Annotated in this window: 13 protein-coding genes; 8 read left to right on the top strand and 5 right to left on the bottom strand. The window is 68.2% G+C overall.

The features are described 5' to 3' along the window. Window positions 1-643: 643 nt before the first annotated feature. Complete coding sequence (locus LZC94_22665; protein ID WXB20014.1) at window positions 644-871, bottom strand: DUF1918 domain-containing protein; 228 nt, start codon at window positions 869-871, stop codon at window positions 644-646. Between the two features lie 412 nt (window positions 872-1,283). Here LZC94_22665 and LZC94_22660 point away from each other — a divergent pair, with 412 nt between their 5' ends. Both LZC94_22660 and LZC94_22655 read left to right on the top strand, forming a co-directional pair. Beyond that, the gene (locus LZC94_22660; protein WXB20013.1) at window positions 1,284-1,847 is read left to right on the top strand and encodes a RidA family protein; all 564 of its coding nucleotides are present in this window, start codon (window positions 1,284-1,286) and stop codon (window positions 1,845-1,847) included. A gap of 710 nt (window positions 1,848-2,557) precedes the next feature. After that, a complete protein-coding gene (locus tag LZC94_22655) occupies window positions 2,558-3,226 on the top strand; it encodes a GNAT family N-acetyltransferase (protein WXB20012.1) in 669 nt (222 codons plus the stop codon). Window positions 3,227-3,278: 52 nt separating this feature from the next. Here LZC94_22655 and LZC94_22650 read toward each other — a convergent pair whose 3' ends face one another. Continuing rightward, a complete protein-coding gene (locus tag LZC94_22650) occupies window positions 3,279-3,728 on the bottom strand; it encodes a CBS domain-containing protein (GenBank protein WXB20011.1) in 450 nt (149 codons plus the stop codon). A 333-nt stretch (window positions 3,729-4,061) separates the two neighbouring features. On the opposite strand from LZC94_22650, the gene LZC94_22645 reads away from it, so the two are divergent. From LZC94_22645 to LZC94_22630, 4 genes are all read left to right on the top strand, one after another. Further along, on the top strand, window positions 4,062-6,749 hold the full coding sequence (locus LZC94_22645; protein ID WXB20010.1) for a protein kinase: 2,688 nt from the start codon (window positions 4,062-4,064) through the stop codon (window positions 6,747-6,749). Window positions 6,750-7,107: 358 nt separating this feature from the next. Continuing rightward, window positions 7,108-8,739 (top strand): protein kinase, encoded by a 1,632-nt coding sequence (locus LZC94_22640; protein ID WXB20009.1) that lies wholly within the window; start codon window positions 7,108-7,110, stop codon window positions 8,737-8,739. Window positions 8,740-8,765: 26 nt separating this feature from the next. Continuing rightward, a complete protein-coding gene (locus LZC94_22635) occupies window positions 8,766-9,812 on the top strand; it encodes a hypothetical protein (protein WXB20008.1) in 1,047 nt (348 codons plus the stop codon). A gap of 35 nt (window positions 9,813-9,847) precedes the next feature. Beyond that, window positions 9,848-10,309: a GNAT family N-acetyltransferase gene (locus LZC94_22630; protein WXB20007.1), complete on the top strand. Its 462-nt coding sequence runs from the start codon at window positions 9,848-9,850 to the stop codon at window positions 10,307-10,309. On the opposite strand, the gene LZC94_22625 is transcribed toward LZC94_22630, so the two are convergent. After that, window positions 10,288-10,482, bottom strand: coding sequence for a hypothetical protein (locus LZC94_22625; protein WXB20006.1), 195 nt, complete (start codon window positions 10,480-10,482; stop codon window positions 10,288-10,290). The genes LZC94_22630 and LZC94_22625 overlap by 22 nt on opposite strands. 79 nt (window positions 10,483-10,561) lie before the next feature. Between LZC94_22625 and LZC94_22620 the strand changes: the two genes are divergently transcribed. Next, on the top strand, window positions 10,562-11,698 hold the full coding sequence (locus LZC94_22620) for a hypothetical protein (GenBank protein ID WXB20005.1): 1,137 nt from the start codon (window positions 10,562-10,564) through the stop codon (window positions 11,696-11,698). A 75-nt stretch (window positions 11,699-11,773) separates the two neighbouring features. On the opposite strand, the gene LZC94_22615 is transcribed toward LZC94_22620, so the two are convergent. Both LZC94_22615 and LZC94_22610 read right to left on the bottom strand, forming a co-directional pair. Continuing rightward, window positions 11,774-11,947, bottom strand: a complete 174-nt coding sequence (locus LZC94_22615) for a hypothetical protein (GenBank protein WXB20004.1) — start codon at window positions 11,945-11,947, stop codon at window positions 11,774-11,776. Beyond that, on the bottom strand, window positions 11,944-12,837 hold the full coding sequence (locus LZC94_22610) for a LysR family transcriptional regulator (GenBank protein ID WXB20003.1): 894 nt from the start codon (window positions 12,835-12,837) through the stop codon (window positions 11,944-11,946). Before LZC94_22610 ends, LZC94_22615 begins: the two co-directional genes overlap by 4 nt. A 110-nt stretch (window positions 12,838-12,947) precedes the next feature. Here LZC94_22610 and LZC94_22605 point away from each other — a divergent pair, with 110 nt between their 5' ends. Further along, window positions 12,948-13,412, top strand: a complete 465-nt coding sequence (locus LZC94_22605; GenBank protein WXB20002.1) for a nuclear transport factor 2 family protein — start codon at window positions 12,948-12,950, stop codon at window positions 13,410-13,412. The last annotated feature ends 74 nt before the right edge of the window (window positions 13,413-13,486 follow it).

Here is a 13,486-nt window from a genome sequence, read left to right as displayed (position 1 = left end):
TGATCACGGGACCTTGCGGTTACGCGCGGATGTTCACAGAGGCGTTTGCGTCGCGCGGATGTGCGAGGGGCGTGCGATCGTGCGTGGATGATCACGGGAACGTTGCGGTCACGCGCGGATGTTCACGGAGGTGTTTGCGGTCACGGATGTGCGAGGCGCCTGCGGTCGCGCGTGGATGATCACGGGAACCTTGCGGTTACGCGCGGATGTTCACAGAGGCGTTTGCGTCGCGCGGATGTGCGAGGGGCGTGCGATCGTGCGTGGATGATCACGGGAACGTTGCGGTCACGCGCGGATGTTCACGGAGGTGTTTGCGGTCACGCGGATGTGCGAGGGGCGTGCGATCGTGCGTGGATGATCACGGGAATCTTGCGGTCGCACGTGATGTTCACGGAGGCGTTGCGGTCACGCGTGGATGTGCGAGGGGCGTGCGATCGTGCGTGGATGATCACGGGAACCTTGCGGTTACGCGTGGATGTTCACGGAGGTGTTTGCGGTCACGCGGATGTGCGAGGGGCGTGCGATCGTGCGTGGATGATCACGGGAACGTTGGGATCACGCGTTGAAGTGCGAGGGGCGTGCGGTCGCGCGTGGTGTGCACGGGACGGTGCGATGACGCGTGGATGTGCGTGAGGTGATGCGCTCAGTCGTCGAAGTCGTCGGAGAGACCCGGCATGGTGTCCATGCTGGAGCGGTGCTCGATGGTCGTGTTGAGACCCGGGTTCAAGACCGCCTCATGGCCATCGTCGAATCGCACGCGGTAGGGCGGGGTGCCGTTCGCGCCGAGCACCTCGACGATTTCGGCGATGTGTTGGCGCATGCCCTCGATCTTGTTCTTCAGCGTGATTCGGTCACCAATGGCCGCGTGCATAGGGAATCTCCTGTCGTAGCTGCGATCCCCCCGGTGCTTCGTCGAGACGGTCTCCGTTGGTCGATGTCCTGGAGCGAGAGGGGTTCGATCGCAAGCCCTGGGGCGGCGGAACCTGCGCGTTTTCTGCACGCGCCCGGCAGCGCTAAGCGCGCGTGACCCGGCGACGGCAAGGTGAACCGGGTTCAAGCGCGACGATGTCGTTGGGGCGCCCGAAACGGGGCGCACGGCGCATGCACCGAGCTAACGGGTCCACGCACCGAGCCAACGGCCGGCGCGCCGAGCTAACGGGGCCGCGCATCGAGCTCGCGTCGGACGTGGATAGCTGACTTGATGTCATGCATCGGAAGACTTTTCGTCGATTGTCGCGGTTTTGCGCCAACATTACAGTTTGCAACGAAAGGGATAACGAATCATGAAATCCAACTTCGTATGCACGCTCCTGGGCGGAGTCGCGGGTATCTTTGGAATCGTGGCAGGTTGCGCCGGAGAAGCCACCGGCGAAACAGGGACGTCGGCCAGCGACACGCGGCTCGTGACCAGCCAAGACGTCGATGGTCTCGCGCACCGGCACAAGACGCGGATCGAGCGGATCGTCACCCATCCGGATCCGTACGAGCCGTTTCACCTCGCGCAGGGGTACCGCGTGGGCGACATGCTCTACATCTCCGGCCAAGCGGGGTACGACGACCGGGGAAAGATCGTCGAGGGCGGCTTCGGCGCCCAGGCCGATCGAGCCATGAGCAACTTGCGGCGTGCCCTGGAGGCCGGGGGATCGAGCATGAAGAACGTCATGAAGGTGACGATTTTTCTGACCGACATGGGGCACTTTCAAGACATCGTGGCGCTTCGCGAAAAGTGGTTCGTGGCCCCGTATCCGGCGGACACCATCGTCGAGATTCGGGCGCTCTACACGCCGGAAGCAAAAATCGAGATCGAGGCGATCGCCGTGGCCGACGATGCGGCGGAGCGACGCTAAAACGTGTCAAAGGTACTGCATCGAATCCGGATGGCGCGCAGCATCGCGGTACATCGGTACGGTACGCTGATACATATTAATGGTACGCATCCTGGTCAGGCATTCGAGCGCGGCTGAAAATTGCAGCCCACCGTGCGCGCGGCAACCTCACAGAGCTGGTATCGGAGTTGCAGTAGCGATCTTCGCCCTCGACGCTCGCGGCCGAGAGCCTCGAGGGGCCAATTGTTGTCTTCGTGTTCGACGTCATCTACATCCTCCTGCTCCATGGAAAAGTGCACGAGCTCTGCGAATCCCCGCGCGGAGACCGCCGAGCACCTGCAGCCCATCGGCGCAAGCCTCGCGTAAGTCGGGCAGCCGCCCGCGGCCATTCGGGAACGAGAAGCGGCAACCGCGAGGACACCAGGGTCGCCCGGAAAGCTCATAGCTGAGAGCCACTCATCTCATGGCGCCCCTTGCGCCCTGGCGGTTCTCTTTTACCTCGCGCCCCCGCGCCAATTCGCAAACGCGAAGACGATGGCAACCGCCAGGACACCAGGGTCGCCAGGAAAGCTCATGGCTGAGAGCCACTCATCTCGTGGCGCCCCTTGCGTCCTGGCGGTTTTTCTCTTTACCTCGCGCCCCCGCGCCAATTCGCGAACGCGACGAGAAGAGGGCAACCGCGAGGACACCAGGGACGCCCGGAAAGCTCATAGCTGAGAGCCACTCATCTCATGGCGCCCCTTGCGCCCTGGCGGTTTCTCTCTGCTCCCATCGCCGACGACTCCTGGCGGTGTCTCTCACCCACGCCCCCAGCGGTTCGTACCGCACGCCCCTGGCGGTGTCTCGTCCCCTACGCCGCCGCCGAAACCGACCGCTTGCGCCACGGCGCCCGTCAATGGAATCATGTCGACATCGTGTACATCCGCGACATCGAGCCGAAGGACTTCCCCCTCCTGCTTCGCATCAACAACGACCATGCGATGGAGGTCAATGAGCTAACGCGCGAACGTCTCGAAGAGCTCGTCGGCCTTTCCGCGCGGGCGCGCGTCGTCGATGCCGGCCTTGGATTTCTCTTGGCGTTCGACCAAACGACGCCGGTGCAGGGCCCCAACCACGCGTGGTTTCTGGAGCGCGAACCTGCATTTTTTTACATCGACCGGGTCGTGGTGGTGCCGGAGGCGCGCGGACGCGGTCTGGCGCGGAGGTTGTACGAGGACTTGGCGGCGGCCGGGGATCGGGTGCTCTGCGCAGAGGTGAACCTCGAGCCGCCCAACCACCCGGGGCTCGCGTTTCACGAGCGACTGGGGTTCGTGCCGTGCGGCGAGGGCGTGGATCCACGCAATGGAAAACGTGTGTGCTACCTTCGGCAAGCGGCCGCTCGGTCACGTGCGAACCCGTAACCCCATCGAGGTGCGCGCGCCCGCGCGGGTCGCCCGCCGAGCCGTTCGGTGCTCAGCCCGGCGTGCCTTGGATGTAGTGCTCGAGCTGGTTGATCGTAAATTGTTGATCGGCAATCACGCTCTTCACCAGATCGCCGATCGAGACCAGACCGACCAGTTTGCCATTTTCGATGACCGGCAGGTGACGCATGCGACGCTCGGTCATCAGCGCCATGCACTCGTCGCTGGTCTGCGAGGGGCTCACGTAGCGCACGCTCGCCGTCATGATCTCCTCGACCCGCGTGCCCTTCGAGGAGCGGTCCTGCAGCACGACTTTGCGCGCATAATCGCGCTCGGTCACGATGCCCGCGACCTTTTCGCCCTCCATCACGAGCAGGGCCCCGATACCTTTTTCCGCCATCAGCTTGATCGCGGTGTAGACGGAGTCGGTCTTCGTAATGGTGTAGACGGTGCGCCCGGAGTCGGGTTTGGACTTGAGAATCTGTGCCACAGTGGTGCTCATAGGTGTCTCCCTCGTGCAATACAACGCATGGAAGGCCGTACGGCCCGACGTGCCCCCGTCGAATCAGTATAGATCGCTGCGCGGTGTCGTGCGGCCCGCTCCCGTGGCGATCGTTACGGTCCCGGCGATTGCGCGCATGACCTCGTTCGTCGCCCATCCGGCCGCGAAATCGCGAGCCATCGCGCGCGCCTCGCGAGCCATCGCGCGCGCCGCACGAGCCGCAGAAATGCCGCGAGGCACAAGGGCGCAGAGCACGGCTCCGCCTGGCCCTGGCCTGCGTGGCCTACCCGAAGGCGCGCGCGCCGAGGTGGCCGCCACGACCCGCGCAGAATCGTGTACCATGGCCAAAGGCCCGCGACGCGGGCGGTCGCGCGCGAGGCCCTGATGCAAGATGGGGACGATCAGGGGCTCTTTGTCGGTCGCTTCGTCATCGAGAAGGAAGCCGGCCGCGGCGGGGTGGGGATCGTGCACCGCGCCATCGATCGCGGCACCGGGCAAACGGTGGCCCTCAAGGTCCTTCACAAGATCGAGCCATCGACCCTCCGGCGCTTTGCGATGGAGGCCGACGCGCTCGAGAAGCTGAATCACCCGAACATCGTCCGCTATGTGACCCATGGCATCGCCGAGGACGAAGCGCCTTATCTCGCCATGGAGTGGGTCGAGGGCGAGTGCTTGCGGGCGCGGGTCGATCGCGCAACCCAGGACGGGGAGCGCCTGCCGATCGCCGACATCGTCGAGCTCGGGCAGCACCTGGCGGGCGCCCTGGAGGCCGCGCACGCGCAGGGCATCGTGCACCGCGACGTGAAGCCGAACAACATTTTGCTCGAGGGCGGCGACCTGCGGAGGCCCAAGCTCGTCGACTTCGGCATCGTGCGCGCGGAGTCCGCGGAGCACGCGACCACCACCGGGGCGATGCTCGGAACCGTTGGCTACATGGCGCCCGAGCAGGCCCGCGGGGTCGAGCACCTCGACGGCAGGGCCGATCTCTTCTCCCTCGGCTGCGTGCTCTTTCGATGCCTCGCCAACCGCGATGCGTTCACGGGCCCCGATCCGGTGACCACCCTGTCGATGCTGCTCATGCACGCGCCCCCGCGGCTCGCGGAGCTACGGCCCGACGTGCCGCCCGATCTCGACGCGCTCGTGGGCCGTCTCCTCGCCAAAGAGCCTTCGATGCGGCCCCCGTCGGCCGCCTCGGTGAAGCAAGCGCTCGCGCGCACCGCCATCGTGCTCGCGGGCGGCGCGCAGACCTCGTCGCGGCTCTTCGGCGCCTCGCCCAAGTCGAGGGCGACCACGCCTTCTGCGCGCGTGCGGCGTCCGCTCGCGTGGGCGGGGGCCATCTTCGGGCTGGTGCTGTTGGGCATCGCCGGGGCACTCCTCCCATGGTGCCGCCGCCGCCCGGAGCCGCCGCCCGTCACCGCCATCCCGCCGCCGCCCACGAGCCTCACCGCGCTCCCGGCCTCGCCATCGTGCGATCCGCACGCCGTCACCGCGTACCAACAGGGGCTTCAGGCGCTGCACGATGGCCGCTGGGACCAGGCGCGTCGCTTCTTCGAGCTGGCGGCGCAAACGGATGGCGCGTGCCCGCAAGCGCTGCTCCGGCGCTTGCTCATCGAGCGCGAGCACAGCGATCCCATTTCGCTCCGGCGCGAGCACCTTCGCGAGGCCGTGCGCCTTCGCGATGCGCTCAGCGAGCGCGATCGGCTGGTGCTCGACGCCTTCGGCTTGGTCGTCGCCGAGGACACGCCGCCGCTGCGCGAGGAGGCCGTGCGGATCTTGGACGAGGCCGTGCGCCGATTCCCCATGGACGCCGAGGTGCTCTTTCGCTCGGCGGGCGAGCGCATGAACGTGGCGCGCAGCCCCGAGGACTTCGAGATCGCGCTCGCGCGCGTGCGAAGGGCCGCGGAGCTCGATCCCTCGTACTCGGACGCCTGGCAGGCGCAGGCGCGGATCCTCGAGCACCTCGGTCGCGAAGAGGAGCTGCGCGCGGCCCTCGATCAGTGCCTCGCCATGTCACCGGGCTCGGTCGACTGCATGGCCGACCGCGTCTTTGCCCTGAGCCGCACGGGCCACTGCGGCGAGGCGGCGACCGAAGCCAGGCGGCGCTCCTCGTGGGATCCCGACGAGCCGCAGGTCTATCGCAGCCTCGCCGAGACCTTGGCCGCCACGCGGGCCCCCAAGGAGGCCATCGAGCAGGTGCTCTCCATGCGCGCCAACCGCTTGCCGGTCCCGACCCGCGAAGAGGCATCGCTCCTCGATCAGGTGCAGCTCGAGGCGTGGGCCGGTCAGTTCGACCTTGCGGTCGCTACGGCCGAGCAGCTCGAGAACCTCCTCGCGAGCTCCTCGGCGCGCGAGTCGCATTGGATTGCGGCCCTGGAATCCGCCGAGGCGCTGTTCGAGGTGGGAGAGACCGACCGGGCGGCTCGTATCGCCGAGAACGCGTACCTTCGCAAGGACGCCTGGGTGCCGGACAAGACGATCTCCGTGTCGGCCGCGCCCATGGAGGCGTGGCTCCTCGCGGCCGCCCTGCGCGGTGGACGCCGCACCGAATCCCAATGGCGCGCGGCGACGCGCGGATGGGAGCGCGCAAACGAGGGCCCGCTCAGCGCCTTCGAGCGCTGGGTCCTCAAGTGGGGAACGCGGGTGGACTCGCCAAAAGACGCGGCCCAAGCCATGGCCGACGCGCCCTCGGGCGAGCCGCGCGAGGGCGCCAGGCACTTCCACGTGGCCTGGCGCATTGGTTTGCTCGACGCCTATGCCGGCCGCATCTTCTTGCAAGCGGGCGATCCCGCGCGCGCCGCGCCGCTGCTCGAAAAAGGTGCGCACGCTTGCCAGGGCATCGCCTATCCCTTCCTCAATGTGCGCGCGCACCTGTGGCTCGGAATGGCCAAGGAGAAGCTCGGCGATACGGCCGCCGCGTGCGGCGCCTACCGTGTCGTTCTCGATCGATGGGGCCACACCACACCGCGCTCGATCACCGCGCGCGAGGCCGAGCAACGCCGCCGCGCGCTTGGATGCAAATGATGCGGTTGCACAAAACGGCTCTACCACTTCCTTTGTGCGGAACTCTTTCTTCCATGCGGACCATGAGGGTCCAGGCCATGTGCGCCAGGATGCGAATCGCGCGCCCTTGAACGGCGGCGCACACGTTGCAGGGGGCAGCGCGCGCAGGCGTGAAAGGGACGGATCGCGTGGTATTTGGAACATGCAAGCAAAACTTAATCGGCAAAGTCTGGTCTCGCGGCCCTAGCGCTTCTGCGGTAAGCTGTCCGGCGTGGTCGCCGATGGTGCGTCATTGGGTGGGATACCGGACTCCATCATCGCGGAGGACGTGGTCGTTGCCGACCGATTTCAGTTGATTCGCCCGATCGGAAAAGGCGGCATGGGTTCGGTCTGGGAGGCGATGCATCTGGGGTTGGACGTGCCATGTGCGATGAAGTTCATCGATGGCAATGCCCAAGATCGCGAGATTGCCAATCACCGCTTCGAGCGCGAAGCGAAGACGGCGGCGCAGATCCGCAGCCGCCACGTGGTGCAGATCCTCGATCACGGTGTGTGGGAGGGCGTGCCGTACATCGCCATGGAGCTCCTGCGCGGCGAGAGCCTGCGCGCGCGGCTCGTACGGATGCTGGTGCTCTCGCCGCCGGAGGTGCTTCGCATCGTGCGTCACGTGGGTCGCGGCCTGCGAAAGGCGCACGAGCGCGGCATCGTTCACCGCGATCTCAAGCCGGACAACATCTTCCTCACGCACGACGACGATCTCACGCAAGGGCAGGGGGCCGAGATCGCCAAGGTGCTCGACTTCGGCGTGGCCAAGTGGACGTCCCACGACCAAATCATGGCCAGCCACACGCGCAGCGGGGATCTCTTGGGGACCCCGGTGTACATGAGCCCCGAGCAGATCCGCGGCAGCCGCGACGTCGATACGCGCAGCGATCTATGGTCGCTCGCCGTCATCGTGTTTCGGTGCCTCACCGGGCGTCTGCCCTTCGTGGCGGAGTCGTTCGGCAACTTGGTGCTCGAGATCTGCACCAAGCCGCTCCTCGTCCCCTCCGAAATGGCGGCCGTGCCCCCGGGCTTCGATGCCTGGTGGCAAAAGGCTGCCGCGCGCGATCCCGAGGACCGCTTTCAGACCGAGCGTGAGCTGGTGCTCGCGCTCGAGCGCGTCCTCAACGAGGCCGCGGCCGACGAGGCCAGCGTGCTGCACGTCGTCTCCGGGCCCGCGTCCCCGTCGATCCCCGATGTGCCGCCCGAGGGCCAGGCCGCGCTGGAGGCCGCGCCGACGGAGCGCGATCGGCCGGCGGGTCCTCTCGATCCGATCGGGGCCATGGAGCCGACCCGGCATGTCCACCCGAACCCGCATGTCGACTCGGTGGCGCGCATGGAGCCCCCCGAACCGTCCGTGCATGGCATCTCACTCGGTGCGCGGGAGCGCCGGCACGGGCGCTCGTGGATCGTCGGCGCGGTCTCGGCGGCCGTGGCCTTGACGGCGTGCACCTGGGTGCTCCTGGCGTTCGTCAAGGCGCCCAAGGAGACCGCGGCGCCGGCCGCGAGCGAAAACGTGCCCTCGGCGGAGACGGCGGCACCGATCGCCGTGCCGGCCAGCGCCGCTGCGGTGGTCTCCGCTGCGCCGGAGTCCCCGCCGGCACCTGCGCCCGTCGAACCGGCGGCGCCAGTCGTAAATGGTGCGCCGGCAACGAATGCCGCGCCGGTGGCGAATGGTGCGCCAGCAACGAATGCCGCGCCGGTAGCGAATGTTGCGCCAGTCGTAAATGGTGCGCCGGCAACGAATACCGCGCCGGTGGCGAATGGTGCGCCGGCAACGAATACCGCGCCGGTGGCGAATGGTGCGCCGGCAACGAATACCGCGCCAGCGGCGAATGGTGCACCAGCAACGAATACCGCGCCAGCAAATGCGGTGCCCGCGAGCGCGTCGGCTCCGTCATCGCGACGCGCGAATCGCGTAAAGGTGAGTGATACGGTGACCACCAGCCTAGGTCGAACGGGTCTTTGATGCGCCGTCGCTCACGATCGCGCTGGATGGCCGCCATGGTTTGCACGCTCTGCGCGATGGCCATCGATCCGGGCGCAGCGCATGCGCAGACCCCGCCGCCCGCGGGGGATCGCGCCTCGGCGCGGGCGTCCGCGCGCGAGCTCGGCGAGCGTGGCTTCAAGGCGCTCGATCGCGGCGAGTGGCGCGTGGCGGAGACGCTCTTTCGCCGCGCGGAGACGTTCTACCACGCATCGAGCTTGCTCTTGGGGCTCGCCCGAGCCGAGGCGCAGCTCGGGGACGTGGTGGCGGCCACCGAGCACTACCAACGCATCATCGACGAGGGCCCCATGCCGGAGGCAAACCCCGTCATGATCAAGGCGGTCGAGTCGGCGAAGCGGGAAATCGGCCCCGTGAAGGCGCGGTGCGCGCGCGTGGTGGTGCGCGTGACCGGCCTGACCGCGCGCGCGCCCGCCGCCGCCCCCGTGGTGACCCTCGACGAAACGGGGCTCCCGGGCGATGCGCTCGGCGGCGAGCGGCTGGTCAACCCGGGCACGCACCACATCGCCGTTCGCGTCGAAGGCGAGGGGGCCGCCGAGACCTCCGTCACGGTGGCCGAGGGCGAATCGCGCGAGGTCTCGCTGACCCTGACCCGCGAGCCCACCGAGACCGCCGAGGCGCAAGCCCCGTCCCCCATCGTCCCGTCCTCGCCGCCCCCGCGTACGCACGATCCCTCGTCGATGCAACGAACCCTCGGCATCGCCGCGCTCGGCCTGGGCGGGGCGGCGCTCGTCACCGGCACCATCAGCGGCATCCTCGCCCTCGGCGTCAAGAGCTCCCTCTCCGGCAGCCCCTGCGCCACCGGCGCCGCCGGCTGCAACCGCGCCGCCCTCGATTCATACCAAGACGATCTGTCGCGCTACCACACGACCACCGCCATCGCCACCGTCGGCTTCGGCGTCGCCGCGGCAGGCGGGATCGCCGGCGCGATCCTGCTCCTCACCGCGCCCTCGCATCCGTCGAACGCATCGAGCGGCCGCGCGACGATCTTGCCGTACGCGGGCGCCGACGGCATCGGCGCGGTGGGCCGCTTCTAAAGTCGGCCGCGCCGCCCTAAACGCTGGCCGCCGCCATGCCCACCTCGCGCCCCATCGCCTTTCGACCGGCCACGGCCGCCGACGCCGAGGTCCTGACCCTCATCGTGCACGAGTCGCACGGCTACCGCACGCCCGAGGAGCGCGCCCTCGTGCAGTCCATCGTCCTCACGCCCGAGTACCTCACGGAGAACGCATCGCGGATCCTCGAGTACCAGGGCGAGACGGCAGGCTTCTACACCTTGCTGGCCGTCGACTCCGAGATGGAGCTCGACATGTTCTTCGTCGACGAGCGCTTCGCCCGCCTCGGGCTCGGTCGCGCGCTCTTCGAGGACATGTGCCGTCTCGCCAAACACCTGGGGGCACGCGAGGTCGTGATCGTGTCCAACCCCGACGCCGCGGCCTTCTACGAACGGATGGGCGCGCGGCCCGATGGCGCCGCGCCGCCCACTTCGCGCATTCCGTGGAGCCGCCCGCGTTACCGCGTCGACATGGGTTGACGGTCGTCCGCGTCCGCTGCGGCCGCGAGGGCCTGCCGTGGAACGCGGATGCTGACCTCGTACGCATCGCCATAGTCATCGACTCGAACGCGAACGTCGAGCTTTCGGCCAGCTGCTTCGACCACGCGCGCGAGTTCGACCACCGGGGCTGGCCAGTATCGGGAAGGGAGCATGGGATGGACTGTACTGATCTTTTGTTCAGTATCAAGCGAATGGAGAGATCGACCGGCGCGCAGGTATGATGTAGACACGATGTCTACGTATTCCGCGCCAAGCGGCCGTTCTTCCTTCGCCTCGGCTGGGGTGTCGGCGCACCTCCGCCGGATGCCCATGTGGCGCACCTGGCTGCTTCCTTTTGCCGCGCTCGCGATCGGGAGCGCGGCGTGCGGCTCCATCCTGGGCGACTTCCCGGACGGCCGCGTGAGCGACAACGGCTCCGACGCCGCCGTTCCCCCTACCGCCGATGGCGCCTCCGGGCCCGACGGTCCCCCGCTGCCCGCGGGTGCTCCCCGGGGGGCCATTTGCCTCGTTCCGAACGGCGGCGTCGTCCTCGACATGGCGGTCGACGCCACCGCCGTTTTCTGGCTGCGCGGCCCGCCGTCGGGCACCGAGGGATACGCCGTCGAGTCATGCCCGAAGAGAGGGACGAAGATCCAAACCATCGCCACCCTCCAAGGCCCCCCGGAGTCCCTCGCGCTCTCGGACAAGCACGTATTCTGGAGCGTCGGCGAAGGCCCGGCGAGCGCGCGCGGCGTCTGGCGCAGCGACAAGCGCGCGAGCTCGACCCCGCCGACCCTCTTTTTCGATGCCTCCGATCCGGGCCCCATCACCATCGCCAATGGCGCCATTTATGCGGGCACCCACGGCGGCCGCGTTCTCATCCAGGCGCTGGAGGGCGTCGGCAGCGGGCTGTGGATCAACCTCGGAAACTTCAAGAGCATCGCGGCATCGGGCGAGAACCTGTATTGGTCCAGAGGCGAAACCAGCGAGGTCTGGACGAAGCCGCACGGCACCGCGCAAAGCAGCGCCATCACGGGGCCATTCTCCTTGCCGCCCTCCTTTCTCGCCTACGACGGTCGACTGTACTGGGCCGCTCCCAGCCCCACCGGCATCACCATCCACGCCCAGGGCGGCGACGGCGGAGCGACGGCCATCGTCACCCAGCTCGGCTTCGTTTCGTTCGCCGTGCGCAGCGGCGGCATCTACTGGACGGCCAACGACGATGCCACCGGCTCCGTCCGAAAATGCGCAGCAGACGCGCCATGCGCCAACCCGGAGCCCCTCTGGCGGGAGAACGTCGAGGTCTCACGCATCGCCCTCGACGACGCCAGCGTCTTCTTCGCCGCCAAGCGCAACGAGGGCACGTACATCGTCCGGGCCGCGCGGTAATCGTCTGCCGCCGCGGACGGCGATCGTCACCGCCGCCGCGAGGGCGATCGTCACCGCCGCCGCGGATGGCGATTGTCACCGCCGCGAAAGGCGCTTTCCGGCGACGAGCCGCTCGATGAACGCCGTCACCCGCGGCGGCTGCGGCGAGCGCGGTGGAAACACCACGTGAACGGGCACCTCCGGGCCGCGCGGTAATCGTCTGCCGCCGCGGATGGCGATTGTCACCGCCGCCGCGAGGGCGATCGTCACCGCCGCGAAAGGCGCTTTCCGGCGACGAGCCGCTCGATGAACGCCGTCACCCGCGGCGGCTGCGGCGAGCGCGGTGGAAACACCACGTGAACGGGCACCGTGCGCCCGGACCACGCGGGCAGCGCGCGCACCAACGTTCCTTCGGCGAAGGCAGGCGCCGCCAGCGGAAGCGGCAACATGCCCAAACCGCTCCCCGCGAGCACCGCCAGGCGCACCGCCCGCAGCTCGTTCGCGCGAAAGCGCCCCGCGATGCGGACGGACACCGCGCGCCGGTGCTCGTCGAAGAGGGTCAGCTTGTCGGGCGCCGCTTTGGCGGTGAACAGCACATGCTCGTGCCGCTCGAGATCGCGCGGATGCTTCGGCAGCCCATGACGGGCGGCATAAGCCGCCGACGCGCATAGGACCGATTCAATCGCGCCGATCCGCCGCGCGCGGAGGCTCGACGCGCGCTGCTGCCCGAAGCGCACGCCGAGGTCGAACCCCTCTTCGACCAAGTCGACGATGCGATCCGTGAGCACCAGATCCACGGCCAGCGCCGGATGCCGCGCCAGCAGATCGTGGAGCACCGGCGCCAGATACTCGCCGAGCTCCAGCGGCGCCGTGAGCCGCAAGGTCCCGCTCACCGTACCGCGCGACGCGCGCACCGCTTCCTCCGCGTCGGCCAAGATCCCGAGCGCCGAGCGCACCGCGCCGAGGTAGGTCGCGCCCTCCGCGGTCAATGTCACCTTGCGCGTGGTCCGCGTGAAGAGCGCCGAGCCCACCCGCTCCTCGAGCTCGCGCACCTGCCGGCTCACTTGCGACTGCGCCATCTTGAGGGCGCGCGCGGCGGCCGAAAAGCTCGCGAGCTCGGCCACGCGCACGAACACCTCGAAGCGGTGGAGATCATCCATTCATGCGAAATTAGCATGAGCGAAATGCGATTCAATCGCCTAGGCGCACGCCGCGATCCCGCCCATCGTCCCTTTCGTGCCCATCGTGGGCCACACCCAGGAGATCCGCCATGACGACCGCAAAAAACGACACCCGCGCCGCCTTCGAGCTGCCGACGCAAGCCCAGCTCGAGTCGGCCGCCCGCTGGGTGCAAGGATTCGCCGAGCGCTGGAACCCCCTCGATCCCGAGCGGCTCCGCGATCTGATGCACCCCGATACGCGCAACACCATCCCGCCCATGACCGAGCCCGCCGATCGCGAGGGCGTGATCGCGCACTTCGTTCGAACCAAGGAGCGTGTGCCCGATCTGGTGCTCCAGGTGGAGCGCTGGGCCGCGACGGGGGACACCGTGTTCGTGGAGTGGTGCGCGCGCGCAACCGTGGCAGGTCGAGCGCTCACCTGGCGAGGGATCGATCGCGTTCGCTTGCGCGACGGCCGCACCTACGAGGGCGAAGCGCATTGGGATACGCGTCGCGTGGCCGAGTTGGTTTCCGAGGCCATGGCGGCCGCAGCATCCGGCACGTCACCTCGATGAGAAGAGGCGTTCGTGCGTTCGCGCCCGCTTCAAACGACCAATCGCGCCATTTTCGCACGGGGAGGGTGGAAAGT

The sequence above is a fragment of the Sorangiineae bacterium MSr11954 genome (assembly GCA_037157815.1).
In the GTDB taxonomy this organism is placed as follows: Bacteria; Myxococcota_A; Polyangia; order Polyangiales; family Polyangiaceae; genus Pendulispora; species Pendulispora albinea.
The sequence above is the reverse complement of the archived record's forward strand: the minus strand, read 5'-3'. Positions and strand labels throughout refer to the sequence as shown.

What these genes read in the sequence shown, in the direction of transcription:
- LZC94_22665 (WXB20014.1), bottom strand. Translation starts at nt 871, where the DNA reads ATGCACGCGGCCATTGGTGACCGAATCACGCTGAAGAACAAGATCGAG.
- LZC94_22660 (WXB20013.1), top strand. Translation starts at nt 1,284, where the DNA reads ATGAAATCCAACTTCGTATGCACGCTCCTGGGCGGAGTCGCGGGTATC.
- LZC94_22655 (WXB20012.1), top strand. Translation starts at nt 2,558, where the DNA reads ATGGCGCCCCTTGCGCCCTGGCGGTTTCTCTCTGCTCCCATCGCCGAC.
- LZC94_22650 (WXB20011.1), bottom strand. Translation starts at nt 3,728, where the DNA reads ATGAGCACCACTGTGGCACAGATTCTCAAGTCCAAACCCGACTCCGGG.
- LZC94_22640 (WXB20009.1), top strand. Translation starts at nt 7,108, where the DNA reads ATGGGTTCGGTCTGGGAGGCGATGCATCTGGGGTTGGACGTGCCATGT.
- LZC94_22635 (WXB20008.1), top strand. Translation starts at nt 8,766, where the DNA reads ATGGCCGCCATGGTTTGCACGCTCTGCGCGATGGCCATCGATCCGGGC.
- LZC94_22630 (WXB20007.1), top strand. Translation starts at nt 9,848, where the DNA reads ATGCCCACCTCGCGCCCCATCGCCTTTCGACCGGCCACGGCCGCCGAC.
- LZC94_22625 (WXB20006.1), bottom strand. Translation starts at nt 10,482, where the DNA reads ATGCTCCCTTCCCGATACTGGCCAGCCCCGGTGGTCGAACTCGCGCGC.
- LZC94_22620 (WXB20005.1), top strand. Translation starts at nt 10,562, where the DNA reads ATGTCTACGTATTCCGCGCCAAGCGGCCGTTCTTCCTTCGCCTCGGCT.
- LZC94_22610 (WXB20003.1), bottom strand. Translation starts at nt 12,837, where the DNA reads ATGGATGATCTCCACCGCTTCGAGGTGTTCGTGCGCGTGGCCGAGCTC.
- LZC94_22605 (WXB20002.1), top strand. Translation starts at nt 12,948, where the DNA reads ATGACGACCGCAAAAAACGACACCCGCGCCGCCTTCGAGCTGCCGACG.